20 protein-coding genes and 1 other annotated feature are annotated in these 25,819 nt (G+C 37.2%); of the genes, 12 read left to right on the top strand and 8 right to left on the bottom strand.

What is annotated here, in order from left to right:
* Positions 1-82: 82 nt before the first annotated feature.
* The 4 genes from N782_RS05555 to N782_RS05540 form a co-directional block, all read right to left on the bottom strand.
* Positions 83-1,261, bottom strand: coding sequence for an acetoin utilization protein AcuC (locus N782_RS05555; RefSeq protein WP_036817197.1), 1,179 nt, complete (start codon positions 1,259-1,261; stop codon positions 83-85).
* A complete protein-coding gene (locus N782_RS05550; protein ID WP_036817195.1) occupies positions 1,258-1,911 on the bottom strand; it encodes an acetoin utilization AcuB family protein in 654 nt (217 codons plus the stop codon). Before N782_RS05550 ends, N782_RS05555 begins: the two co-directional genes overlap by 4 nt.
* Before the next feature lies 1 nt (position 1,912).
* On the bottom strand, positions 1,913-2,566 hold the full coding sequence (locus tag N782_RS05545; RefSeq protein WP_036817192.1) for a GNAT family N-acetyltransferase: 654 nt from the start codon (positions 2,564-2,566) through the stop codon (positions 1,913-1,915).
* Between the two features lie 205 nt (positions 2,567-2,771).
* Positions 2,772-5,858, bottom strand: a complete 3,087-nt coding sequence (locus N782_RS05540; protein WP_052111192.1) for a transglycosylase domain-containing protein — start codon at positions 5,856-5,858, stop codon at positions 2,772-2,774.
* Positions 5,859-5,986: 128 nt separating this feature from the next.
* Positions 5,987-6,195 (top strand) — a binding site (T-box leader).
* 113 nt (positions 6,196-6,308) lie between these two features.
* Between N782_RS05540 and tyrS the strand changes: the two genes are divergently transcribed.
* The gene (tyrS, locus tag N782_RS05535; protein ID WP_036817189.1) at positions 6,309-7,577 is read left to right on the top strand and encodes a tyrosine--tRNA ligase; all 1,269 of its coding nucleotides are present in this window, start codon (positions 6,309-6,311) and stop codon (positions 7,575-7,577) included.
* 760 nt (positions 7,578-8,337) lie between these two features.
* On the opposite strand, the gene N782_RS05530 is transcribed toward tyrS, so the two are convergent.
* Together N782_RS05530 and rpsD are read right to left on the bottom strand one after the other, a co-directional pair.
* Entirely contained in the window at positions 8,338-10,632 is a 2,295-nt protein-coding gene (locus N782_RS05530; RefSeq protein ID WP_338048240.1) for a helicase C-terminal domain-containing protein, read from the bottom strand.
* Positions 10,633-10,770: 138 nt separating this feature from the next.
* Positions 10,771-11,373: a 30S ribosomal protein S4 gene (rpsD, locus tag N782_RS05525; RefSeq protein ID WP_036817187.1), complete on the bottom strand. Its 603-nt coding sequence runs from the start codon at positions 11,371-11,373 to the stop codon at positions 10,771-10,773.
* 308 nt (positions 11,374-11,681) lie between these two features.
* Between rpsD and N782_RS05520 the strand changes: the two genes are divergently transcribed.
* Positions 11,682-12,293 carry a hypothetical protein gene (locus tag N782_RS05520; protein ID WP_036817185.1) on the top strand — a complete coding sequence of 204 codons (612 nt, stop codon included), beginning with the start codon at positions 11,682-11,684 and terminating at the stop codon, positions 12,291-12,293.
* 130 nt (positions 12,294-12,423) lie between these two features.
* Positions 12,424-14,298 carry a sensor domain-containing diguanylate cyclase gene (locus N782_RS05515; RefSeq protein ID WP_036817183.1) on the top strand — a complete coding sequence of 625 codons (1,875 nt, stop codon included), beginning with the start codon at positions 12,424-12,426 and terminating at the stop codon, positions 14,296-14,298.
* 608 nt (positions 14,299-14,906) lie between these two features.
* Here N782_RS05515 and N782_RS05510 read toward each other — a convergent pair.
* Positions 14,907-15,386 (bottom strand): GAF domain-containing protein, encoded by a 480-nt coding sequence (locus N782_RS05510; RefSeq protein ID WP_036817180.1) that lies wholly within the window; start codon positions 15,384-15,386, stop codon positions 14,907-14,909.
* Positions 15,387-15,523: 137 nt separating this feature from the next.
* On the opposite strand from N782_RS05510, the gene refZ reads away from it, so the two are divergent.
* From refZ to N782_RS05475, 7 genes are all read left to right on the top strand, one after another.
* A complete protein-coding gene (gene refZ / locus N782_RS05505; protein ID WP_036817177.1) occupies positions 15,524-16,162 on the top strand; it encodes a forespore capture DNA-binding protein RefZ in 639 nt (212 codons plus the stop codon).
* A 559-nt stretch (positions 16,163-16,721) separates the two neighbouring features.
* On the top strand, positions 16,722-18,416 hold the full coding sequence (gene ezrA, locus N782_RS05500; RefSeq protein WP_036817174.1) for a septation ring formation regulator EzrA: 1,695 nt from the start codon (positions 16,722-16,724) through the stop codon (positions 18,414-18,416).
* A gap of 10 nt (positions 18,417-18,426) precedes the next feature.
* A complete protein-coding gene (locus N782_RS05495) occupies positions 18,427-18,786 on the top strand; it encodes a hypothetical protein (protein ID WP_036817171.1) in 360 nt (119 codons plus the stop codon).
* A 171-nt stretch (positions 18,787-18,957) separates the two neighbouring features.
* Positions 18,958-20,097 (top strand): cysteine desulfurase family protein, encoded by a 1,140-nt coding sequence (locus tag N782_RS05490; RefSeq protein ID WP_036817169.1) that lies wholly within the window; start codon positions 18,958-18,960, stop codon positions 20,095-20,097.
* A gap of 5 nt (positions 20,098-20,102) precedes the next feature.
* A complete protein-coding gene (gene thiI / locus N782_RS05485) occupies positions 20,103-21,308 on the top strand; it encodes a tRNA uracil 4-sulfurtransferase ThiI (RefSeq protein ID WP_036817166.1) in 1,206 nt (401 codons plus the stop codon).
* 80 nt (positions 21,309-21,388) lie between these two features.
* Positions 21,389-21,586: an alpha/beta-type small acid-soluble spore protein gene (locus N782_RS05480; protein ID WP_036817163.1), complete on the top strand. Its 198-nt coding sequence runs from the start codon at positions 21,389-21,391 to the stop codon at positions 21,584-21,586.
* A gap of 313 nt (positions 21,587-21,899) precedes the next feature.
* Positions 21,900-23,486, top strand: coding sequence for an amidohydrolase (locus tag N782_RS05475; RefSeq protein ID WP_036817161.1), 1,587 nt, complete (start codon positions 21,900-21,902; stop codon positions 23,484-23,486).
* A 173-nt stretch (positions 23,487-23,659) separates the two neighbouring features.
* Here N782_RS05475 and N782_RS05470 read toward each other — a convergent pair whose 3' ends face one another.
* Complete coding sequence (locus N782_RS05470; RefSeq protein ID WP_036817158.1) at positions 23,660-24,463, bottom strand: NAD kinase; 804 nt, start codon at positions 24,461-24,463, stop codon at positions 23,660-23,662.
* 135 nt (positions 24,464-24,598) lie between these two features.
* Between N782_RS05470 and N782_RS05465 the strand changes: the two genes are divergently transcribed.
* Both N782_RS05465 and ytfJ read left to right on the top strand, forming a co-directional pair.
* Positions 24,599-25,252, top strand: a complete 654-nt coding sequence (locus N782_RS05465; protein WP_036817156.1) for a DUF2953 domain-containing protein — start codon at positions 24,599-24,601, stop codon at positions 25,250-25,252.
* A gap of 21 nt (positions 25,253-25,273) precedes the next feature.
* Entirely contained in the window at positions 25,274-25,804 is a 531-nt protein-coding gene (ytfJ, locus tag N782_RS05460) for a GerW family sporulation protein (protein WP_036817153.1), read from the top strand.
* The last annotated feature ends 15 nt before the right edge of the window (positions 25,805-25,819 follow it).

The raw sequence follows: 25,819 nt of genomic DNA, 5'->3' as shown, positions 1-25,819 counted from the left end.
ATGGATTTAACATGTGAAGCTCTAGCTCCTATTCCACCATCTTCTTTACGCAGTCCTTCTAGCAAAAACAATAAAAAGACGATTATATACCGGAATTAGGTGAGTTATATTTTAACTGAATAAACTGGAGAGCTTTTTCAAGAGCCTTTTCATTCTTTTCCGTTATTTCCTCTTTGCGAGGTATTTCCTTATACATATTCGCTGGATCATTCCAATGGTCTGGTAAAGTTACTGGGGCTTGCTGTTGCCATTTTGTTGTCCACTCTACGGGAAGACTTCCCTTAAAGGATGTGTTACTGGACATAACCTTCCATATTTGTGCCCAAGCTCGTGGTACAACGCGCCAGATGTCATAGCCTCCACCACCTAAAGCAATCCATTTACCATCACAATACTCATGAGCCAGTTCATGAGCTAGTTTAGGAATGTACTCAAATATATTCATCGTACAGCACAAATGAGTAAGAGGATCGAGTACGTGTGCATCTGCTCCATTTTGAGTTACAATTACATCTGGCTTAAAATAGTACATAATTTCACGTAGTGCTTCCTCATAGACTTGAAGAAAGGATTCATCCTCTGTGAAGGCGTCAATTGGTATATTAAAACTATATCCGTAACCTTCCTTAATTCCTCGTTCATTTACATTACCAGTACCAGGGAAAAGGTATCGACCTGTTTCATGGATGGATAATGTGCATACATTAGGGTCATCATAGAAGGCCCACTGAACACCATCACCATGATGGGCATCAGTATCTACATACAATACTTTTGCATCATAGTGCTTTCTTATATACTCAATTGCGACGGCACCATCATTATATATACAAAATCCGGACGCCTTTTGCTGAAAACCATGATGTAGTCCACCACCAAGGTTAAGGGAGTGTTTCACTTCACCTTTCATCACTGCATCAACGGCAGTTAAGGAACCTCCGACTAACAGAGATGCAGCTTCATGCATATGCTCAAACATCGGTGTATCCTCTGTACCAATTCCATAAGGAAATCCTTCATCTTCTGTAAGTTTACCCTCACTAGCGAGCTTTACGGCTTGTATGTATTTTGGGTCATGAATGAGTCTTAATTCTTCTTCTGTTGCCACTCGGGGAGGAACTAGATGTTTATCTTCAATTGCATTGCTCATCTTTAATAATTCATAAGCTAACGTAACACGCAATTGGTTGAAGGGATGACCTTCTCGAAAACGATACTTTGTAAATTGGTCTGAGTACACAAATTTGGCTTCACAGGTCATTTCTCTATCCCCGGCATATTTGGCCACAACACCTCATACCCTTCTGAATTTAAATCTTCTATGATTGGCATTGGATTCATGGTTTGCAATCGAAAAACCAGTATTTTATAGCGCTGATCTGGCTCATAGGGATAGATGAGTACAGACGTGATATTTACTTTTCTACGTCCCAAAACAGCCGTTACTTCTGGTAGAATACCTGGTTTATTTATCACTTTAAGTTCTATTTGAGAACTTTGCACATTTACTCCTGTTAATTGGATCAATGTGTAAAGCATATCTTTCTCCGTTACTATGCCCACTAGTTTGTTTGCCTTTGTTACTGGTAAACAAGCAATCTCCTGCTCATAAAAAATAGAAGCAATCTCTTCAACAAAATCTAATGGATGAATGGTTGTTACAGGTGTACTCATAATAGAACGTAATTCATTTTGGAGTTCATTCTCATCATTATCCTGATGAACATGAAAAATAGACGGACTTGCATCTCTTACATCTCGGTCTGATACAATTCCTATCACTTGATTAGAATCATCAACAATCGGTATATGCCTAATATGGTGCTCATTCAACAACCTTAAAGCGCTTTCAATTGTTTCGGTAGGTTTGCAGGTGATTACTTGAGTTTTCATAATTTGTTCGACAAGCATCTTAATCTCCTCCTCGACTAGTGCGATAACGATTACGATTCAAAAAACGTAATTGTTCAAATCGTTTAACTGATTCTGGATCCACGCGCTCTCCAATTCTAGCCATAAGACAATTTGCAGGGTGGGAGACAATTTCTTCATCATCAGTAGGATATGGTGTGAGACCACCAGCACCCATCATTTTTTCCATCACTTTACGGTAATTCCAAATATTCAAACGTGTACCTGAGAGATCCCAATGCCAGTAATACTCAGTTGAAATCACAATGAAATCTTTCATTGCATCATCCATCATGGAAACCTTAAGTAGCCATGAACCTATTTTGTAGCCCCTGTAAGCAGGGATTACTTCAATAGCACCTAATTCAATGAGGTCTTCCATTTGAAATTTTGACCATCGTTCAAGAGGATCGGGATATAGATACGTAACATATCCAACAATGGTTTCTGAAGTTCTTGCCACAATAATACGACCTTCCTCAAAGTCAGCTATTTTCTTAACAGCTTCAAATTGTTTTTCAGAAGGACGGAATGCGGTTAAATGTTCATGAAATGAATAGTTGGCTAATTCCGAAGAAGAGAGAGGACCCTCAACTATCACTGTGCCTTCTTGGGTCTCTATTTCTTTGGAATGATACTCCTTTATATGCTTCATTCCTACACCACCTATAAATTCAAGCTTGATTTTCTTATCATTATACAGGAAAAACCATGAAAAATAATCCCAAAAGTCTGAAAAAATGTCACAAACTCTAGAACAAAGTCATTAGTTGCCAAAAGGGATTAACTCACTCTAGAAATAAAAAAAGGAAGAGGAATGTACATTCCTCTTCCTAGTTAAACTATGCTCTTTGTTCACGTTATTGAGAGTTGCTGTCTCCAGAGTTCTCACTATTGCCGGAATTTCCACCACTGTCAGAGGAATCTCCTCCACTAGAATTACTGGAGCCTCCGGAATCGCCACTAGAATCGCCGGAGTTACCTGTATTACCTCCGGAATTACCAGAGTTACCAGTATCTCCTCCATCATTACCAGAATCACCGGAGTTGCCACTATCTCCTGTACCACCAGTGTCTCCATCGGAATTACCGGAGTTACCAGAATCACCCGAATCGCCAGAATTATTATTGTTTCCAGAGTTACCACTGTTCCCTGAGTTATTATCATTGTCAGTTTCAGGAGGTGGATCTGGTGTGAAGTCACCGTATTGCGCTGATGGTGAAGCACCAGAGACACGACCATAGTAGTCTACAGCTTTGACAATATAGACACCTCTACCTCTAGAGCCTAATGAGGTATCTACAGAACTTCCTGTAAGCTGGAATGCTGCTCCTGGTGAAGGTGCACGATAGACTCGATAACCTACTACGTCATTACTGGCAGATGGTGACCATGTAACAGCGCCGCCACTAGCATTAACGCTTGCAGGTGCTGCAGGTGCTTGACCATCGTTAGGCAGTTTATTTGACGCAGGGACACTTACATTCGCCCAACGTTGATTATTAGGGATTAACTGACTAAAGTCATCTAATTTGTCATAACCGTTACGTTCAATCCAATCAGGATTAAAGTATATTCCACTATTGGTGAATTCATTTGGAGTCGCTTCGTCAGCTACATACGTATTTCCATTCACCGTAACAGATCTAGTTTGGATTAAACTATCATCTCTTTTGCTTGGTACTTGTCCTGAAGCGTAAATATCACTTTTAACAAGACCGAATTCAGAACATAGTTCAGAAGGAGCTAATCCTGATGTAGCACAATAGTTAGCTGTAACAATGCCACCAGGGTTCTTAAAGCTTTCTTCTGGTACCATGAGCTCTGGTCGTATATCAGAGGCAGCATTAACTACTTGCGACCAAAGGTTAATATTACGGTTACTGTAGCTTAAGTTACAACCATAGCATTTAATGGATTTAGGGGTATCATAGCCCATCCACATTCCCATTGTTACATTAGGGTTTGTAGCAACAAACCAAGTATCACGGAAGTTTTGGGATGTACCGGTTTTACCAGCCCAATCAACACCTGGATACTTAAGGCGAGAGTTGGCGTACCTTGCAGTTCCATAATCAAGAACATCTCGCATCATATCAATTGTGAGATAGGATGTTTGTTCACTAAATACTTTTGTTTTTTCACTTTTATGCTCATACAACATTTCACCGTCTTTATTTTCAATTCTGTCGATCATATAGGCATCGACAAACTGACCCATATTTCCGAATGTGGCATAAGCATTTGTATTTTCTTCAACTGTTACACCGTTCGTTACAGCACCCAAAGCCATCGATAAATTGGTACGGTCACCTTCTGTTAGAGTAGTGAAACCCATTTTATCTAAGAAGGAAACTGGGTTTTGATTAACTATGTCTGCATAGGTTCTTGCAGCAGGTACGTTAAAGGATTTCGCTAGTGCATAACGGACTGATGTTAAACCATGATAACGACCTGTGTAGTTTCCTGGTGACCACGTTTTTGTTCCTGCTTGGAAAGACGTATCAATATCAGCAACTACTGATCCTGGTTGAGCTTCACCAAGCTCAATGGCTGGAGCATACACTAGAATTGGCTTCATCGTACTCCCGTTTGAACGTTGTGAGTCTGTTGCGTGATTTACTTGATTTTGTTCATAATCACGACCACCAATGAAACTAAGTATTTTACCTGTACTGTTTTCCATTAGTAGACCACCAACCTGAACGGGTTCTTGAATGGTCTTTTCCTCACCATCAATTACGACTGTTTCCTTTTTCTCAGGTCCATATTGGTTGTACTTGTCTTTCACTTCTTGCATTTTGTCATAAATCTCTTGATCAATCGTGGTATGGATTTTATAACCATTGCCACGTAAATTACGATCAGCAAGAATGGAATATTGTTCTTGAAGAGCTTCGTTATTCTCTAAGTCTTCTTCATTGTATCCATCTTGTTTTGCAAGTTCTTTTGCAAGTATCTTCTTAGCGCGTTTTTCAATTTCAATAGTTAAATAAGGATACTCTTGAATAGGTGAAGCCTCAGGTTCAGCGAAATCAGCTGCAATATTATAGTTACGAGCTGTTTCTAATTCTTGATCTGAAATCATACCAGCTTCATGCATTCTAGTAAGAACCGTTTGCATTCGGTCCATAGCTGGAGCAATGTTTTCTTCGCTTTTAACTTGACCATTATTTAAAAATGGTGTGTATAGGTAAGGGCTTTGTGGTAAACCTGCGATAAATGCGGATTGAGCTAAATTCAACTCATCTGCACTTACGCCAAAGATCCCTTGTGCAGCTGTTTCAATTCCTGCTATGTTTCTACCAGACGCATTACGTCCGAAAGGGACAACGTTTAAGTATGCTTCAAGAATTTCATCTTTTTCGAAGAAGCGTTCTAAACGCATGGCTAGAAGAATTTCTTTCGCTTTACGTTCGAAAGATACTTCGTTTGTTAAGATTTGATTTTTAATTAATTGTTGAGTGAGTGTACTCCCGCCAGTTTTCGTACTTGCGTTAGTTACTTCTTGGTATATAGCCCTTAAGATTGCTTTTGGAACAATACCATCATGAGTTTCAAAATATTCATCCTCTGTAGCAATAACAGCATTTCGAACATAATCCGAAACGTTTTCTAATTGAACTTCTTCACGATATAGATCAGAGCGAATTTTTCCTAAATACTTATTATCCCCAAAAAAGATTTCTGTCGTTTCTTCATAGTTGTAAATATCCTGTTTCATATCTTCTTCGGCTCGAATAGGTTCATCTTTGACTAGTGAAGCAAAATAGCCTGCACCCATGCCTCCTGCGAAAAAGAATCCTACTACACCTATGATTAAGAAGAATAAGACGACATTCCATAGGACATCGTAAGTAATCCTGGAAGCTTTTTGGATTTTTCCGTCTTGCCACCACTTCACAAATGGTGATTTATCAGAACCATTAGAATGGTTTTTACTCATATTTTGATTCCCCCCTATACTTACAACGAATATTATATCATAATCCAACATTAGGAGACATGATTCTACTATTATTTATAGTTGCTTTTTTAAAAAAATTGTGCTATAAATTAAAAATACAAATGAAAATACTTACGTCGAAGGGTATGCAGTAATAATTTGTTCCCTGTTATAGAGAGCTGGCGGTTGGTGAGAGTCAGTACAAAACAAATTGTGAATTACGTCCTGGAGTTTCTTCTGCTAAATCAGAAGACGGTTCTAACCGTTATATTTCCGAGTGGTAACAGAATAGTTGTTACAACAAGGGTGGTACCGCGAGATGAATCTCGTCCCTTTTTAGGGATGGGGTTTTTTTTATGTCTTTATAGATGCTTTTAAAAAATAGTATATCCTTTACTAGCCTTTAGTATTGATTAGATATGATATACATACCAAAAAGGAGTGACACTCATGCATATTTTAGAGGATTTACAAGCAAGAGGGTTAGTAAATCAAACCACGGATGAAGAAGGTTTGCAAAAGCATTTAAGTCAAGAGCAAGTTACATTGTATTGTGGATTTGATCCTACAGGTGATAGCTTACACATTGGACATCTACTTCCTTTGTTAATCTTAAAAAGGTTTCAAAAAGCAGGTCATCGCCCTATAGCGCTTGTAGGAGGCGGTACAGGAATGATCGGTGACCCAAGTGGACGTTCAACAGAGCGTCAGTTGAATAGCGAAGATACCGTACGCTACTTTAGTAATCAAATCGAAGGTCAAATGGCTAAAATCCTTGAGTTCGATCAAGGGGAAAACGCTGCAGTAGCACGTAATAATTTAGATTGGCTAAAGGATTTAACTATGATTGAGTTCCTACGAGATGTAGGGAAGCATTTTGGAATTAACTACATGTTAGCCAAGGATTCTGTAGAATCAAGAATTGAACATGGTATTTCGTTTACAGAATTTAGTTACATGATTCTACAATCATATGATTTCTTGAACCTCTTTAGGGAGGAGAACTGTACACTCCAACTTGGTGGAAGTGACCAGTGGGGGAATATTACTGCAGGTCTAGAGCTCATTCGCCGTACATCCTCTGAAGGGGAAGAAGCAAAAGCATTTGGATTAACCGTTCCGCTTATTACTAAGGCAGATGGAAGTAAGTTTGGAAAGACAGCAGGTGGAGCGATTTGGTTAGACCCAGAAAAAACGACACCATATGAGTTTTACCAATTTTGGATTAATACAGATGACCGCGATGTGATTAATTTCCTTCATTATTTTACATTCTTATCATTGGATGAAATTGATGAATTAAGAAAAGAAGTGGAGGAACAGCCTGAAAAACGTGTTGCGCAACGTAGATTAGCTGAAGAAGTAACGAGACTTGTACATGATGATCAAGCACTACAACAAGCACAAAAAATCACAGAAGCTTTGTTTAGTGGTGAGCTAAAAGATCTTACTGGCAGTGAGATAGAACAGGGTTTCAAAGACGTGCCAACACATTATTTAGAAGAACAAGAAAAGGGGCTCATTGATCTATTAGTGGAAGCGAAGATTTCTTCTTCCAAGCGTCAGGCAAGAGAGGACATTCAAAATGGAGCTATTTATATTAATGGCGAGCGACAACAAGATATGAAATACACGGTTACAGAGAAAGATCGAATAGACGAAACCTTTACCATTATTCGTAGAGGGAAGAAGAAATACTTCTTAATTCGTTTTAGTTAATAAAGAAGCTGTTCCATTATTGCTATGGAACAGCTTCTTTTTTCATGGCTGTGTTGAAGTTTGTGGTTGATATAATATTGAACTAGTTTTATGTTTTTTCATAATAGCACCATAATCTTGAATAACTGGTGAGGCTTCTTAATCCGTTACTTTTGTGAGGAAGGGGCTGCGGTGAAATGGTTCGCTTTCCGCGGAGGAACATGCAAGCCTCCTCGTTCGGCTACGCCTCTCTGTGGGGTCTCGCATTGTCCCTTCTTCCGCAGGAGTCTCACCATTTCCCTTCGCCCATCGATATGAGGGATAACGGATCCATCGTAGTTAATGCTAGGTGGAATGTTATGATGTTAACAGATTAGTCATTCTAATTATCGTCTTAGCCCCCTTGATATCAAAGGGATTTAAGCATGTTTTACCACCTTGAATATATGAATCAATAGTGTTGAAACTTTCCCCTTAATCCAAGTAATGAAGCACATACCTTCTTTGATAAGAACTCCAAAACATGGCGTTGATTCGGTGGGAATTTGCGAGACTCCTGCGGAAAAACGATCGAGTGAAGACCCCGCAGAGAGGCGAAGCCGAACGAGGAGGCTTCACCGATTGTCCGCGGAAAGCGAGTGAATTCCCACCGAATCAACCACTCAGCACCAAAACTCCATATTCCAGATTATGCTTCTTATCTTGAATAAGCCTATTTTGATTAGTTAATTCAACAATCAATACGAAACTTTAACAGAGCCTATTTCTAAGATTTGTGTAATTAAAGTACAGTATAGTCCCGCCATTCTGGAGGGAGCAGTGTTTTGTAGCTTGCTTGTAAAAAGCGGTCATCTATCAACACTATAAATCCTTTATCACTCTCGGTACGAATTAACCTACCGCCTGCTTGGAGCACTTTATTCATACCTGGATAACGATAGGCATAATCAAATCCATTTTTATTTATGTTCGCAAAATAATCTTTAATAATATTACGTTCTAATCCAATTTGAGGAAAGCCTACACCTATGATAAACACACCAGAAAGTCTGTTACCTTTTAAATCAATACCTTCTGAAAAGATCCCCCCTAATACGGCGAAACCGATAAGCGTCTGAGTTGGGTCAGCCACAAAATTATCTAAATAGGCAGCTCTATTTTTTTCATTCATATCTTGATGTTGAAGAATTGTTTCTACTTCTGGATAAAGATCCTGAAATGCGTCATAAATACGATACATATACTCATAAGAGGGCAAGAAGACGATATAGTTACCTGTCTCTTCCATAGTAAAATTTCTTATGGTTTTGGCAATTTGATTAATAGACTGATCGCGGTCCCTATATCTTGTTGAGATTGGCTTAATAAACGTTTGTGTATGCTCAGAAGCGAAAGGGGAAGGTATAGCTAATTGATAATCCTCTTCTTTAGCTCCCAACATATCCTTGTAATAATCGAGAGGTGTTAATGTTGCAGAGAAGTAGGTCTTCGATTGAAAATCCTTGCCGGCCTTCTTTAACAATAAAGAAGGGTTCACACAAAACATCTTCACTACAACTTCTTGTCTCCATTGTTCTAAGTAAGTTACGTAAGACTCATTGTATAGTTGACCAATTTTAATAAAAGAATTAGCTGTGAAATAGGTTTCGAGTAAATGCTCGGATTCTTCTCCTTCTATTTTGGGATCTAGTAACTCTTCTTCAGCGGCTTTAATGAACGGAGAAAGTAGAGTTAGTAGACTAGAAGGTGCGCTAGAAAAAACCTCTTGCTTATTCTCTGCCTGTTTTTCAAAAGTAGAAAATGCTTCCTTAAGTGCTGATGCAGTTTCGACAAGGTCATTGTTATGATGGTTGTACATTGTGATTATTTTAGTAAAAGATGACTTGAATAGTTCTGCAGAAAACATTGTCCGAGCTCGGTCCACTAAATTATGAGCTTCATCAATTAATAGAGCAGTGTGTTTCTTTTGGTCATTACCTAATCGTTTTAATGATACTCTAGGGTCAAAAATATAATTGTAATCGCAAATTACAGCATCAGCTGAGTAAGCAAGATCTAGTGACAGCTCAAATGGACAAACCATGTGTTTCTTAGCATACGACTCAATAACGGGCTGATTTAATAAGGATTCATTCGTTAAGACATCGATGATGGTGTCATTTATGCGATCATAATAGCCTTCCGTAAAAGGGCAATGCTCATTTGTACAGCCATCTTCTTTGAAGCATATTTTGTCTTTAGCGGTTATGGTAACAGCTTTCACTTCTAGACCTTTTTGTATCATAAGTGTTAATGCTTCCTCTGCGATCTGTCTCGTAACCGTTTTAGCTGTTAAATAATAAAATTGGGTTAAATGCCCTTCTCCCATAGCCTTAATGGCAGGAAAGGTGGTTGAAATGGTTTTCCCTGTTCCGGTAGGGGCATTTGCAAACAAATCACTCTGTTCTTTAATTGATTTATAGACAGCTCCAGCAAAATAGCGTTGACCATCGCGAAAGGTCGGGAAAGGGAAAGTTAATGCTTGAGCACTCTTATTTCTATTTTTTTGATGATTGTGAAGTAAAATAGCATAGGGATAAAAACCTTCCAATACATCATTCAAAAATGCTTCTAACTCATTAAAAGAATACGTTTCTTTAAAATGAAGTTGTTCATATGTTTCTACTTGAATGTAAGTTAGTTGAATATCAATTTCAGTAAGCTTATGTTGAAAAGCATATATATAAGCATAAACTTTAGCCTGCGCCCAGTGGACTGGTTTATCTTCCTTGCTAATTTCGTGGATGTCTTTTTGAGTTGATTTTATCTCCTCAATAACGACCTGGTCATCGTGAAAAAGTAATCCATCGCATCGACCTTCTATCTCGAATACAAGGTCTCGAAAAGGGATGCTTTGTTGGAATAAGACTTCTTTTTTATCCGTGTCCTTGTATTGGGACTGGATATATTGGTGAGCTTTTGTACCTTCCGTCATGGTACTTGTACTTTGGAAGCCACTAGTTATACTCCCGCTACGAAATACATACTCTACTAAAGGGCGAACGGATGTATGTATAATATGTTCGATAAAAATCACCCCTAATTCTTTAACAATACTCTTTATTATAGCATGTACTCATAAAGTTTTAATCCACACACGATGGATGGACGTTCGCAAAATATATCTATAAAAAAATCCTGATCGAAGAATTCGATCAGGATTTTAATCAATCTATTAACGAGAGTAGTACTCAACGATAAGCGCTTCGTTGATTTCAGAAGGCATTTCATTACGTTCAGGGTAACGAGAATACGTTCCTTCTAGCTTTTCAGCATCGAAAGAAAGGAATTCTGGTACATAGTTACTTGCTTCAAGAGCATCTGCAATAGCAGAAAGCTTTTGAGACTTTTCACGTACTGCAATAACTTGACCTGGTTTAACACGGTAAGATGGGATGTTCACACGACCACCATCTACTGTGATATGACCATGGTTTACAAGTTGACGTGCTTGAGCACGAGTACGAGCAAGACCGAAGCGGTAAACAATGTTATCAAGACGAGATTCTAATAGCATTAAGAAGTTCTCACCATGAATACCTTGCATGTTACCAGCTTGTTCGAAAAGGCTGTTAAATTGACGTTCGTTTAAACCGAACATGAAACGTAGCTTTTGCTTTTCTTGAAGCTGTAAACCGAACTCTGAAAGTTTTTTACGTTGATTAGGACCATGTTGTCCTGGAGCGTATGGGCGCTTTTCAAGCTCTTTCCCAGTACCGCTTAATGAAATACCTAGACGACGAGACTTTTTCCAAGTTGAATCTGTATAACGTGCCATTGGAAATTTCTCTCCTTTATTTTATATTTGCATAAAATAAAAACAGTGTGTCCTTCTTCACGCTGCTCATTTTGTTTTCATGTACCTTCGCCCCAGCAGCAGAGGGTTACACAATACACCTCATAGTAGAGGAACAAAATGATTACAACGGCGGCTCACCTAAGCTGCCTTTTATTTTACACAAAGGCTATTATAATGTCTCTATGTATATAAGTCAAGGGGATCATAGTAAAAGAATTGTGAAGGATGTATGCTTAGAAGCTATGATACAATGATAACAGTTAATTTTTATTGATGGAGGGGGTTATTTGCATTCAACTGGCCCTTTTACTGAAACAAAGCGAGCTAAAAGAATAAGGTTCGTTGTTATAGGTATTTCTATTATTAGTGTTATCTTTGCCTTTACTGTACAGAATCAACTGCTTGTTAGTATTACAAAAGATAAAAAACAAGAGCAAATGATAACTTCTTCAGTTAAGCCTGATGGCATAACTGAGGTTGCAATGATAAAGAATAGAGACAATCAATCGTTCTTAGTACTATATGAAGTAGAAGAAAAAAGCTTTAAGTTTAATACCAAGTCATATGTTAAAATTCAAACACCTATCTCCAGCATTTTGTATGATCGACAAGATCGATTATGGATGAAGCAGAAGGACAAATGGGTTCGACTCAATCAGTCATTAGAAAAGGTAGAATTCAATGAATCTTCTCCAGAAGAAAAAGGGATAGATAAACGTATTTTAAAAACTACAAAAAAAGATAACGTTTATAAAGCCAAATTGAAATATGATCATAACTTAGTGTGGTCTAATACGTTTACTAGTAATCCTATCCAAACCGTTCCACTGGATAAGGAACAAGAGGTTTGGTTGGTACTTTTCCAAAACGGAGAAACGAAAGTTATAACTACTACATAATGGAAGCGTTTCTTCCTCTTAATTAAAAGTTTATTAAAAATAGTCGAAAAGAATAGGAAAATAAACCTATGACCTATATAATAGAGAAAGGTTAAGCACAATGATATTGCTTGGAAAAGGTGATGGATGAATGCAATCAAATAATTACCTATCACATATATCGAAAGAGCTTAAGTTACATTTTTATGATCTACTTACTAGCGGAAAAAATCGCTCGTACCATGAGCTGTTGATAGAGGTAGCTCGTGTGCTGGAGGATGTACTTACTGCGCAATATGTAGGGGTATATGTATATAACGCTTCAGAAGGTCAATTTTTCCTACATAGTTCTAATGCGAAATTGACTCAACAAAAGCTTGATTATCAAGATTGGATTTCATTTCAACATGGTCATTCGGATATTGGTCATAAAGTAATGGATGGTCGAGCATTTTTTAACAAAGAGAACAGTTATATTATTCCCTTGTATGATGCCCAAGAAGTTATTGGTTTTGTTTATATTGTACACCCTAGTGAAAATTATGAAGAAATTGTTCAATCTACCCTTCATTTAATAGTAGATGAAGTAGCAAAAGTGGTATGGAACATAAAAAGAAATTATCAAACATTGGGTAATGAAAAAAAATACAAACAACTATTTGAAGTAACTGCTAAATTTCACTCCTCTATGAATATGGAAGAGATCCTAATGGGAATAATGGATACGCTAAGGGAAGTATATTCACAGTATGAATATTACTTATTACTTTCTCATGACTATTCAAGTACACAACACCTTCCTATTAAAGAATTAAATTTTGATAATAATGAAATAGAATCTGCTAGTGCCAAAGCATACTTAACAGGTGAGATTCAATTTGAGGATATCGACGAACAATGCTCTTGCTTTTATGCTCCATTAAAAGGGAAGCAAGGTGTATATGGCGTTCTTCAAATCGTTTCTGCAGTCGACATGTTTTTTAATGAAGAAGATGTAGAGTTTATTAAATTATTATCTAACACTGCAGGTAATGCGTTAGAAAATGCAAGACTCTACCAGCAATCAAAACGATTAATATCAGACTTGCAATTAATAAATGAAACATCACATAAGTTAAATTCAAACTTACGCCTTACAGAAACAATTGCGTTTATGGCAAATCAAATTAAAACCTCCTTCCATGCAGAGGAAATAGGATTCATTTTATATAAAGATTATCCAAATCGTAATCAAGATGTTTTGAGTGGTAGTACAGCACATTTTTATGAAGTAGACTCAGATGCTTTAAAAGAGTTTGTTAGACATAAGGTTAGTACTACACATGATTCATTATTTATTGGAGACATTTCTACTAAGATAACTAGTAAATATTGTTCTGTAATGGCAATTCCTATGATTCAAAATGGATCATTAAATGGAGTCGTAATTGTGCTGCATACAGAACCTTACTATTTTTCATTTGAAACATTTAAATTATTACAATCATTGGTGCACCATTCTACACTCGCCTTTGCAAACTCTATGCTTCGTGAGGAGTTAGAACAACTAGTTAGAACAGATTACTTAACTAAGTTATGCTCGAGGAAATACTTAGATGAGACGATTCATAAACACATTGAAGAACATAATGATGGGTCATTCCTGATAATAGATATTGATGACTTTAAGAAAGTTAATGATTGTTTTGGTCATCAAGTTGGGGACAGGATTTTGGTGCAAGTTGCAACTATTGTGAAAGAACATATTGGTTTTAAAGGTATTGTGGCTAGATGGGGCGGGGAAGAATTAGCTATTTACCTACCTCACACATCCTTGCTAGAAGGGTATGTTATTGGAAGGGAATTAGTAGAAAAAGTAAACCAGCACACCAATCCGAACGTTACTATTTCTTGTGGAGTTTCATATTGGGATCCAACCCTACACACAGAGGTGAAGGACTTCTTTATTCGAGCAGACCGTGCTCTTTATGAAGCTAAGGATGCGGGTAAAAATGCAATAAGAAGAGATGAAGTATCAAATGTATAATTCATGCTACTTTGGTTTGCATAAAAAAATATAATCATTTAGAGAAGTACTGGGTTAGTTATAAGCTAACCTGGTACTTTTTTGATTTATGGGAAAGAGGTGAATCAACGTTTATTTCATAAAAGAGGCATAATCTTTTATATAGAGGGGGGGCACGCTGAAGTTTTGCAATCAGATTCTAGACAATACGTAGGACATCTTCTACCGGACATACGTTCTCTTATTTACTGTGAAAACCCTCTTTTGGAGGAGTTGACGGACATATGGTACCTTATTTGTGAAAGAACACCCTTCATTAAGGTGATTTTGGCTAAATAGCGTACTGAATGTCCGTTACAAATGGAAAAAAGCCTTGAAATTGAAGAATAAGAGACTATATGTCCGTTGGCATAACATCACTTTGTGTCCAGAACCATTCCTCGCTTCGTGATACCACGATTCAGAAAATGTCCAACTCTAATCGGGTCATGCTTCCGTTCATCACAATATCGCGGGAGGTAGCCTTGGACAACATAACAGGGCGATTATTAAATAAAAAACGTCTAGGCTATTAGATAGCACTAGACGTCTTTGCGGTGATTCAAGCGTATTAATACTTAATTAGTACGCTATACATATTGTTTCACGACTTCAACAAATTGTTCTAGATATTGTTCGTCTGTTTCGTCAAAGCGGTTTTTGATAGGACTATCAATATCAAGTACACCAAAGATTTCACCATTTTTATAGAATGGTACTACAATTTCTGATTGGCTGGCTGCGTCACAGGCTATATGACCAGGGAATTGATGTACATCAGCGACGCGTTGTGTTTTACCTTCAGAAAGGGCTGTTCCACAAACGCCTTTTCCGTATGGGATTCGTACACAAGCAGGTAGTCCTTGAAAAGGTCCTAAGACGAGCTGGTCATTCTTCCATAAATAAAATCCAACCCAGTTTACTTCATCTAAAAATTGATTTAAAAGTGCTGATGCATTAGAGAGATTGGCCACTTGGTCAGGCTCATCCTCTAGTAACGCTTTAAGTTGCTTAAGTAAGAGGTCATAATTTTGATCCTTCGTACCTGTATAATGTTCAACATTAAACATTTAATATACCTCCTTAGGTAAAATGCTGGTTAGTAGTGGTTTTTTCGACAATTCCTATGCAGAATATGGCGAGCGAAACATGCAGGAAATCCACTCTTCAAGACGAAATTATTCGTTAGTAGGAGGAGGATTTAAGCATGACATCATCAAATACGAAACAAAAAGTAATGGATGCTGCTTGTTCCCTTTTTTATACAAAAGGGTATAATGGTACTTCTGTAAGGGATATTGCCGCTAAAGCTAAAGTGAATGTTTCTTTAATTAGCTATCATTTTAAAAACAAGCAAGGATTATTGGAATACATGATGGTTCATTATTTTGAGTCCTATATAGAACTTCTAGATACTGTTCAACTTGAAGAAGCGGAACATTCTCCTAGAGAATCACTCCGCCGAATGATAGAAGTCATTATACACTATAAACAAACAAACTATCAATTTACTTGTTTTATTCACCGTGAATTAACACTTGATAATGTGCTTGTTAGAGAAATGATGGTTACTTATCTAGCGAAAGAGAAGTACTTATTATTTGGTATGTTTAAACGTTCCCTCCAAACACTCGGACTTAAAAACCTGCAAATTAACTACTATTATATACAATTCAAAGGAATGCTAATGACCCCATTCTTGATGCCTTATGAGATGAGAGAACATGTATCCTTTGACCAATCTCATGATTATTTCATGAAGCAGTATTCCCTTACAATCATCAATTGGTTGGAATATATTTATCATACGAATCAGAAACCTGGTTTTAAACAAAGTATTATGTAACGCTATAAAGTATAATATGGTAAGACTAATGAAGCACTATTCCTGTTTAGGGAGTAGTGCTTCATATATTTTCTAGAAAAGTATCAGTTTCTTCTACAAGACTAGTTTAGCGTATCCCTAAAGGTCTTAAGTCAATCTCCGCAGTAGTAATAATACAACTTAGAGGATTTCCGTAAGCAACCAAGCGCATATGCCTTTACTTTATGTAAAGGTCAAAATACCTATTTTTCCATTTTACATTAAAGGTGTTGTATGTTTTACTGAAAAATCATAATTGTACGTTTCCAAGCGTTCAAGATAGGGTATGGCAAGGTTAAAGATTACGAGAGGAGCAATGCTACCAGAGCAATACAGTTCATAAATCAGGTAGATTGTGTAGAACAATGTGATGCAATAAACAACGCTTCGAGCTTATGCGGTAGCAGAAATTGTAAATCTCTTAATTATTTTGAAAAATTTTAGCCAAAATGAAGGTTTACATGGTATCATTATTACCATACATATACATAATTTGTCGTTAATTTAATAGATGTACTTGACAAGTGTTAGGAGGCTTTTTATGGAGTACGTCATCATAGTGGTACTAGTATTAATTGTAGCATTTATTTACGGGTTAATATTACGTAAAAAGATTTATGATGAAGTGGATCGTCTTGAAAATTGGAAATTGAATATTACAAATCGAAACGTAACAGAAGAACTTTCAAAAGTGAAGAACTTAAACTTGTCAGGTGAAACACAGGAGCGTTTTGAAAAGTGGCGTTCAGAATGGGATGATATTCTGTCAAAACATCTTCCGGACTTAGAAGAAGGGTTGTTTGATGCAGAAGAGCATGCAGACCGTTATCGCTTTAAAAAAGCAAAAGCGGTTTTGAACAATATAGAACAGTCACTACAATCTATTGAAGCCTCCATAGAAGGAATGTTTGAAGAGTTAGATACTTTGTTGAACTCAGAAGAGAATAGTCGGAAACATGTCGAGGAGATTGAACCTAGGCTCAAAGAATTAAAAAAGAAATTGCTACAACAACGTCATTTATTTGAGAAAGCAGAAACATATTTCGAAAAAGAGATAGAGGAAACCCAAGAAAAGCTAACGAAATACTATGAGCTTATTGAAGAAGGAAATTATTTTGAAGCAAATGAAATGGTCCAAAATCTTCAAGAAGAGTTAACCACTATCGAACAAAGGATAGAGTCTTTTCCTGCCCTTTATAAATCTTGTAAGAAAGAGTTACCTGATCAAATTGATGAGTTGATTAGTGGAGTTCGGGACATGAGGGAAGATGGATATCGTATTGATCATTACGAGTATGAAGCAGAGGCTCTGGAGTACCAGGAACGTTTAAATGACTATTTGAATCAGTTAGAAAAAGCTGAAATGGAAGAAGCTCAACACGGTATTCAAGAAATTGAGGAACGAATAAAGGAAATGTATGCTCAACTTGAAAAAGAAGCCTTAGCTCGAAACTATGTTGAGAAATATCATCCTCAATTAGTGGAGCAGTTAAATGTCATTAAAGATGAAGTAGCTGAAACCAAGAATGAAGTAAATATACTCCAAAATTCCTACCATGTTGAAGAACGGGATTTAGAATTACACTTGAGTTTAGAAAAGTGGATAAATAATTTAACAAAACAACTAGATGACATTAAGTTGAACTTGGAAGATGAAGAAACATCACATGTTACCATACGTGCTCAGTTAGAAACTCTAACAACTCAATTAGATGAGCTGGTTGACCAACATGAGCAATTTAAAGAACGTTTACATACGTTGCGTAAGGGTGAAAGGGATGCGAAGCAACAACTTTCCCAAATGAAACAAGAATTGCTAGCTGTTTATCGTAAATTACAAAAGAGCAATATACCGGGTGTACCAAACTATATAGAAGATGTATTAGAGAAAAGTCGTTCTTCTTTATTAAATGTACAACGTCAAGTAGAAGCACAACAACTAGATATGACAAAGGTTCAAAGTGCTATGGAGGATGCTGTAAAAGATACAGAAAACGCCAAACAGCAAACAGAAGATTTGTTAGAGACAGCATATATGGCTGAAAGTGTTATTCAATATGGCAATCGATATAGAAGTAAATACCCATTGTTGGCTGCTAAATTATCGGAAGCAGAACAAGCTTTTCGCTCCTATCAGTATGATGTGGCTCTAGAAGAAGCATCACATGCGTTAGAAGAGGTTGAACCAGGAGCTATAAAACGAATACAGGATATGGTCCAAACCCCTGTAGGATAAGGAGATAGATATGCAAAAAAAATTAGTACTTAGTTTATCTCTTAGTTCCATTATAGTTTGGGCGATTGCAATTAGTATATTGTTCGTTCAAGGGGAAACCTATCAAGTGATTTCCCATTCCGAAAAAGAACAATACCAACAGATGACAAAAGCACCTATGGATTCTGATTCATTCCTTCAAGCAGAAAAAAAGGATAGTGCTGATACTACAAAGACAACCAATTCTAAGCAGCCCACAAAAATGAGTATTAAAGAAGTAGGACTAACTAAAGAATGGGTAACTCAACATTCAAAAAATCAGGTATTATCCATAAACAAGCTTCTAGCTACTTTAGAAATTGATCCTAAAAACCCCCTTTCTTCTAATTGAAGGAACGGGGGTTTTATATTGAGAATCTAAAAAAATCATTGCACTAAGGATGGCACGATAAAATCGTTTGTTATAATAATAGGAAATAACAAGGATGATTGACATTTAAAGCTTTAGGAAAGTATGATAATATAATTGATTGCACAAGAAAATAAAAAGGGGTCAGGCCAAATGATCTATTTTGATAATAGTGCCACAACAAAGCCATATCCCGAAGTATTACAAAGTTTTCACCAAGTAGCCGAAACCTATTATGGTAATCCTTCCTCTATTCATCGCTTTGGAAGTGATTCGGAACGGTTATTAAATCAGTCAAAAAAACAAGCTGCTCAGCTATTATCGATTGATCCAGAGGAAATCATTTTTACATCGGGTGGAACAGAGGGAAACAACTTAGCCATTAAGGGCATTGCACTTCAACATCAAAATCGCGGTAAGCATATTATTACATCATCCATTGAACATCCTTCTGTATTAGAAGCATGCAAAGCTCTAGAAGGATTAGGATTTGAAGTAACTTATTTACCAGTGAATGAACAGGGAATTATTGATATATCTGATTTAGAAAAGTCTATAAGAGAAGATACGATACTGATTAGTGTTATGCACGTGAATAATGAACTCGGGTCGATACAACCTATACAACAAATCGGTAAGATTGCCAATCGTTATCCGAAGCTATATTTCCATGTCGATTATGTACAAGGACTAGGAAAGGTCCCATTAGATTTCCATAAAAGTAAAATTGATTTATGTACAATGTCGAGCCATAAAATACATGGATTAAAAGGTACGGGAATACTGTTCGTGAAGAAAAACACATCCCTTTTTCCTTTAATGCATGGAGGTAGCCAAGAAACATCCTATCGAGCAGGAACAGAAAATTTACCAGGTATAGTATCTATGGTTAAAGCATTAAGGATGACACTTGAATACCAACGAAGCCATCTATCTTCCTTAAAGAAAATGCATGAAAAAATCAGGCGAAGTTTAGAAGAAATAAACGGAGTGGTTGTGAATACACCAGAAAATAGTGCTCCGCATATTCTTAATTTCTCTATGCCAGGGTTTAAGCCAGAAGTGGTTATTCATGCGCTAGGAGAACATGGTGTATTCATATCAACAAAATCAGCATGTTCTTCTAAGGATGCTGACGAGAGCGCTATTCTTAAAGCCTGTGGTGCTGATCATGAACGAGCGTCTTCTGCACTTAGGGTTAGTCTCTCTTATTTTAATACAGATGAAGAAGTGGATACTTTCCTAAGTACGTTTAGAACTGTAATCGATCAATTAAGTGAAGTAATGGGGTAGATAAAATGCAATATGATCATATATTAATCCGTTATGGAGAAATGTCTCTAAAAGGGAAGAATCGCAAACACTTTGTAGCAAAGCTATATGAAAATGTGAAGTCGAAGTTGCAATCTTTCCCAGATATAAAAATCAAACGAAATCGTGACCGTATGTATATCCTTTTAAATGGTGAAGACCCTCAACCAGTTATGGATCAAATTAAAGATGTCTTCGGAATTCAATCATTTAGCTTAGCTGTAAAAGTGAACAGTACAGAAGAAGAAATTAATGAAGGAGCTTTGTTCGCTTTGACAAAGCCAGAGAATGTGAAGACATTCAAAGTATCTGTTCGCAGAGTTGATAAGCAGTTTCCTGTCAGCTCACAAGATATGAACCGTGTCATTGGCGGACATCTCTTACGAAACACAGAGGGGTATCAAGTCGATGTTCATCAACCTGATATGGAAATTATGGTAGAAATAAGAAGGGATGGCACCTATATTACTTCTGAGAAGGTTAAAGGTGCAGGTGGACTTCCGGTAGGTACCACCGGAAAGAGTCTCCTCCTTTTATCGGGTGGCATTGACAGTCCTGTAGCAGGTTATTTGACTATGAAGCGAGGCGTTGAAATTGAAGCCATTCACTTTCATTCACCTCCATATACTAGTGAAAGATCAAAGCAGAAAGTATTAGAACTTGCACAGAAGTTAACACGATTTGGTAATAAAGTGCGTGTCCATGTTGTTCCATTCACGAAACTTCAGCAGTCGCTATATCGACAGGTACCTGAACATTATGGGATGACGGTAATGAGACGTCTTATGATGCGTATTAGTGAACGTGTAGCGGATCGAGAAGGTATTTTGTCCTTTACAACAGGGGAAAGTCTTGGTCAGGTAGCAAGTCAAACAATGGAAAGTATGAATGTTATTAATGAGGTTACGAATTATCCCATTATACGACCATTAATATCAATGGATAAACTTGATATAATCGAACTTTCCAAGCAAATCGATACGTACGAAATATCCATTCGCCCATATGAAGATTGCTGTACAGTCTTCGTTCCTAGTCAGCCTAAAACAAGACCTACACGTGAAAAAGTTAATGAGGTTGAAGCTAAAGTGGACTTTACTCAAGAGTTAGAAGAAACGTTAGAAAATATTGAAACACTAGAGTTCAGTGAAGAACATAGTGAAAAAGAGAATGAATTTTCTGATCTGTTATAACTAACAGAATTGCCAAAAATTGATTAGTATTTCCCTCGGGTTGCTGCACAAGCTAGTAGTAACAAGGAGGTGAATTCATCATGGCATATAACAACTCTAACGAACTTGTAGTACCTGGCGTACAACAAGCTTTAGATCAAATGAAAACTGAAATTGCTCAAGAATTTGGTGTGCAACTTGGTCCAGATTCAACTTCTCGTCAAAACGGATCAGTTGGCGGTGAAATCACGAAGCGTCTAGTTCAAATGGCAGAGCAACAATACGGTGGTAAACAATAACTGAATACAGTTGGCTAAGAGGAGAGTAGCAATATTGCTGCTCTTCTTTTTTTTTGGGAGAGTTTTTAGTTGCGGCTTTAAAATGTCTGAATACAATACTCACTAACAAAAAAGGTTCTCTACCTTCTTATGATTTCTGTAAATTACTTAAAAGAAATGGAGCAGAAGTTTATGGCGTTTACGTTTCTTATTCCAGCACTTCAACTCCTTTAAAGTGAAAAAGGCTCTGTGAGCTTATCTTATATCAATCACCACTTCCTTTTTACAACAACATGTGCTATGGTACATAAAAAGTAGCAGAGGGGATGAACGTATGGGAGAGCTATGGTTTGGTGGAACAATATATACGATGGAGATGCCTGAGGAGACAGTTGAGGCTTTATATGTACATAATGGAATGATAATAGCTACCGGAGCGGTAGATGAACTTCGTTACAAATATAAAAAAGAAATCGAACAAGAACATAATCTGCAAGGTCATGTAATGTACCCAGGGTTTGTAGATAGTCACTTACATATTATTAATCATGGGGAAAAGTTACTTCGTTTAAACCTTGCATATTTTAAAACACCAGAAGAGGTAAAAGATGCTTTACGGACTCAGGTTCCACATTTAGAAGATGGAGAATGGATGATAGGAGAAGGTTGGAATGAAAATCAATGGGAAGAGCCACGAATTATTCATAAAACAGAATTAGATGAAATCTCAACCACACATCCAATTATGCTAACTAGAGTTTGTCGACATGCGCTTATAGCAAATAGTAAGGCAATGGAGTTAGCAGGGGTAACTACAGAAACAAAAGATCCACAAGGTGGGAAGATAATCCGTGATGAAAATGGCATAACAGGCTATTTCTTAGATACAGCACAAGATTTAATTAAAAAAGCTATGCCTACTCATTCTCAATCTTTCCTACAAAAAGCAATTAGAAGTGCTGTTGAGGATTTAATGAAGAACGGTATTGTCGGAGGTCATAGTGAAGATTTAGCTTATTATGGTGACTTCGGTAAGACTTATAATGCTTTTTTGGAAACCATACAAAACGATTTTCCTTTTCGTGCTCATTTGCTAGTACATCACCATGTAGTAGATGACATGCAACAGGTAAAAGAGCTAGCACATAATCCTTATGTAGAGTTTGGAGCGATGAAGGTTTTTAGTGATGGAGCCCTCGGTGGCAGAACGGCTTGGTTATCAGAGGATTATTCAGATGACCCTGGAAACAAAGGGATGCCTATTCATACAGATAAAGACTTATCAGCATTAGTTCGAAAAGCTCGGGAATATAATATGCCGGTGGCTATTCATGCTATCGGAGATGCTGCAGTAGAGGCAGTAATCGAGGTTATGGAAGAACACCCTGCAAATCGTGCTAATATACCTGACCGTATTATACATGCTCAAATCATGCGAGATGACTTGTACGAAAGGTTACGTTCGTTGCACGCTATTGTAGATATTCAGCCAACATTCGTTGGTTCTGATTTTCCTTGGGTGATTGAGAGGATAGGAGAAGGACGCATCCCCAATGCATATCCTTGGAAAAAGTTGCTTCAACACGAAATACCTTGCGCAGGTGGGTCAGACGCCCCTATTGAAGAAATAAATCCACTCTTAGGTATTCAAGCTGCAGTTTTAAGACAATCCTATCATGACCATGAAGCATATGGTGATGAACAAAAACTAACGATGTTTGAAGCGATTTCCTTATACACTACAGGAAGCGCATATGCGATAGGAAAAGAAAAGGAAACAGGAAAGATCCTTCCTGGTTATAAAGCAGACTTAACCGTGTTAGATCGTGACCTTTTTTCTATGACACCAGAGAATTTACTACAAGTAGTGGTTAGTAAGACAATTATAGCAGGAAATATTGTTTATGACGGCTTTGCTTAATAGACAAATGACTTAATATAAATCAAATTTTTAACGGACATCTGGTTAGCTTATGTGGATGAAGGACCCCTTTTGATAGGGGGCAACTTCCACAAAGAATCAGATGTCCGTTCTATATTTCTATCTTTATATCAATTAGGTTGAGAAAGCAATCATGGTGCTTGTATGTTTTTTTATAAAAAAGTACGTTTAACGCGTTCCCAATAAGAATTATTTTTTAGCTTAATGGTCTTTATGAGCTTGTCACTTAGTTTAACGGTTACATCATGCACATTACGAATCGGTAATGCCTCATTATCTAATCCGATAATTGGATGGTCGTTTCCGTCTTGGGTGATTTGTAAGGCTAGTGTTCGTTCTGCCCCTAGAATAAAGGAGGAGCCAAGTGTACGGTACCGATTGTTGTTTAATGAGGCAAGCTCTGAAACTTGAAAGCATGGTAGCTTAGGATCTACTACTGCCCCATTAATTGACTTGTTATAAGCAGTACTACCAGTTGGTGTGGAAACGATTAATCCATCTCCTTGGAATGTTTCGAAATGTAAATCATCGATATATACATCCATGGTAATCGTTTTGATTAAGCTAGAACGAATACTAACCTCATTCAAGCAATAGAACGATGTATTGTTGTTTACATTCGTTTCGATAACAGGGAAGCGTCTTACCTCTAATTCCTCATGCATCATAGAATGCACCATTTCATCAAATCGCTCTAAATTAAAGTCGCAGTATAAGCCTGCCTCACCTTCTGCTCTTGTAATACCAGTATATAAACAATCTTGCCTAAATCCAGTTTTTCGAACAGCTTGTAAGAACATGCCATCACCACCAACACTAATGATGATATTAGCTTTATCTGCATGATCTACAATGTCAAATCCATTTTCTCTAGCAAGCTCAAATAAGGGCTGTAGTTTTTTCTCTAATTCATCATCTTTCTTGTAATAAAAATATAAATTGCTTCGTTCAGCCACAAGTATCCCTCCAAATCCATCATTGCCCTCATCATATCACGAAAGAAATCGATTTCATAGTTTCACTTCTAAAGTTTCAAAATATGTTTAAAAGTTTGTATAAAAGCTGACACTAATGGGGAGGAGGGCTGAAATATGTGGTGGATTATCGGTATTATCTTATTCTTAATCATCAATATTTGTATTATTATTCTATCTCGTTTGTATATTACCCTACTATATCTACATCGTGATGATCGTGATTTTCTACAAGTGGAATTGCGTTTTCTTCGTTGGGTCAAAATAAAAAAAGAAGTTCCACTTATCGCGATTGACAAGGAAGAGATGTCCATAAAAACAAAAGAAAAGACAGAGGTTGGTAGCAAAGATAAAGGGGAGCAATCTAAATCTTATACCCCAAAGGATATCTATAATCAAATCAAATCTATCCAGGATTTTCTTAAACGTGTAGTAGGGCTTCACAAAATAATAAGGCGATTTTTACAGAAAGTGCACGTTGAATCGTTTAAATGGGATACGCAAGTTGGAACTCCAAGTGCAAGTACTACTGGCACAATTTGTGGTGCCATTTGGTCCGTGAAAGGCTGTATAGTTGGAATCCTTTCTCAATACTTACAATTAAAACAAAAGCCTGAGATGTATGTTACACCGTTTTTTCAACAAAAACATTCCGTTACTAGATTAGAATGTATGATTTCGTTCAGATTTGGGCAAGCTATTTTCGCAGTATTTCAAATCGTCCGGTACACCAAAGGGAAAATCCCGAAGTGGAGAAAAAAGACGGCATAATGAATTAAAGGAGGACTTATCATGTCAGAACACCCAATTCAAGGTCTTATGACCACAGCTATGGAAAACTTGAAAGATATGATTGACGTGAATACAATTATCGGTGATCCGGTTGAAACTCCTGACGGGAGTACACTAATCATTACAGTCTCCAAAGTAGGTTTTGGTTTTGCTGCTGGAGGCAGTGAGTTCCATATCAATAGCAATAACGATCAAAATAATGGAGGCCAAGGTAGTGACTCAGATAGTGAACTGCCATTTGGTGGAGGTAGTGGTGGTGGTGTCTCTATCACACCAATTGCCTTCTTAATAGTTAATAAATCTTCAGGTGTGAAGATGATTCATTTAGATGAGCATACTCACCTTTATGAGCGGCTATTGGATTTAGCACCTCAAGCTGTAGAAAAAATACAAGAGGCATTAGGCAAAAAATCAGATCAAGATAAGAAGGATGGACGTCATTCTTCTAAACAACAATCTCAACATAATAACCAGGATAACTCACAACATAATCCAAACGGCTCGCAAAATAATCAAAACTTTTCTTGGTAAGCTATGATTAGACAT

The organism is Pontibacillus yanchengensis Y32, assembly GCF_000770635.1.
Classification (GTDB): Bacteria; Bacillota; Bacilli; order Bacillales; family BH030062; genus Pontibacillus; species Pontibacillus yanchengensis.
This window is presented reverse-complemented; position numbering and strand designations above follow the sequence as displayed.

Excerpts from the sequence above, each read along its gene's own strand:
- N782_RS05555 (WP_036817197.1), bottom strand. The coding sequence starts at position 1,261 with ATGACCTGTGAAGCCAAATTTGTGTACTCAGACCAATTTACAAAGTAT.
- N782_RS05550 (WP_036817195.1), bottom strand. The coding sequence starts at position 1,911 with ATGCTTGTCGAACAAATTATGAAAACTCAAGTAATCACCTGCAAACCT.
- N782_RS05490 (WP_036817169.1), top strand. The coding sequence starts at position 18,958 with ATGATCTATTTTGATAATAGTGCCACAACAAAGCCATATCCCGAAGTA.
- N782_RS05510 (WP_036817180.1), bottom strand. The coding sequence starts at position 15,386 with ATGTTTAATGTTGAACATTATACAGGTACGAAGGATCAAAATTATGAC.
- rpsD (WP_036817187.1), bottom strand. The coding sequence starts at position 11,373 with ATGGCACGTTATACAGATTCAACTTGGAAAAAGTCTCGTCGTCTAGGT.
- tyrS (WP_036817189.1), top strand. The coding sequence starts at position 6,309 with ATGCATATTTTAGAGGATTTACAAGCAAGAGGGTTAGTAAATCAAACC.
- N782_RS05545 (WP_036817192.1), bottom strand. The coding sequence starts at position 2,566 with ATGAAGCATATAAAGGAGTATCATTCCAAAGAAATAGAGACCCAAGAA.
- N782_RS05465 (WP_036817156.1), top strand. The coding sequence starts at position 24,599 with ATGTGGTGGATTATCGGTATTATCTTATTCTTAATCATCAATATTTGT.
- ytfJ (WP_036817153.1), top strand. The coding sequence starts at position 25,274 with ATGTCAGAACACCCAATTCAAGGTCTTATGACCACAGCTATGGAAAAC.
- ezrA (WP_036817174.1), top strand. The coding sequence starts at position 16,722 with ATGGAGTACGTCATCATAGTGGTACTAGTATTAATTGTAGCATTTATT.
- thiI (WP_036817166.1), top strand. The coding sequence starts at position 20,103 with ATGCAATATGATCATATATTAATCCGTTATGGAGAAATGTCTCTAAAA.
- N782_RS05540 (WP_052111192.1), bottom strand. The coding sequence starts at position 5,858 with ATGAGTAAAAACCATTCTAATGGTTCTGATAAATCACCATTTGTGAAG.
- refZ (WP_036817177.1), top strand. The coding sequence starts at position 15,524 with ATGACATCATCAAATACGAAACAAAAAGTAATGGATGCTGCTTGTTCC.
- N782_RS05475 (WP_036817161.1), top strand. The coding sequence starts at position 21,900 with ATGGGAGAGCTATGGTTTGGTGGAACAATATATACGATGGAGATGCCT.
- N782_RS05495 (WP_036817171.1), top strand. The coding sequence starts at position 18,427 with ATGCAAAAAAAATTAGTACTTAGTTTATCTCTTAGTTCCATTATAGTT.
- N782_RS05480 (WP_036817163.1), top strand. The coding sequence starts at position 21,389 with ATGGCATATAACAACTCTAACGAACTTGTAGTACCTGGCGTACAACAA.
- N782_RS05515 (WP_036817183.1), top strand. The coding sequence starts at position 12,424 with ATGCAATCAAATAATTACCTATCACATATATCGAAAGAGCTTAAGTTA.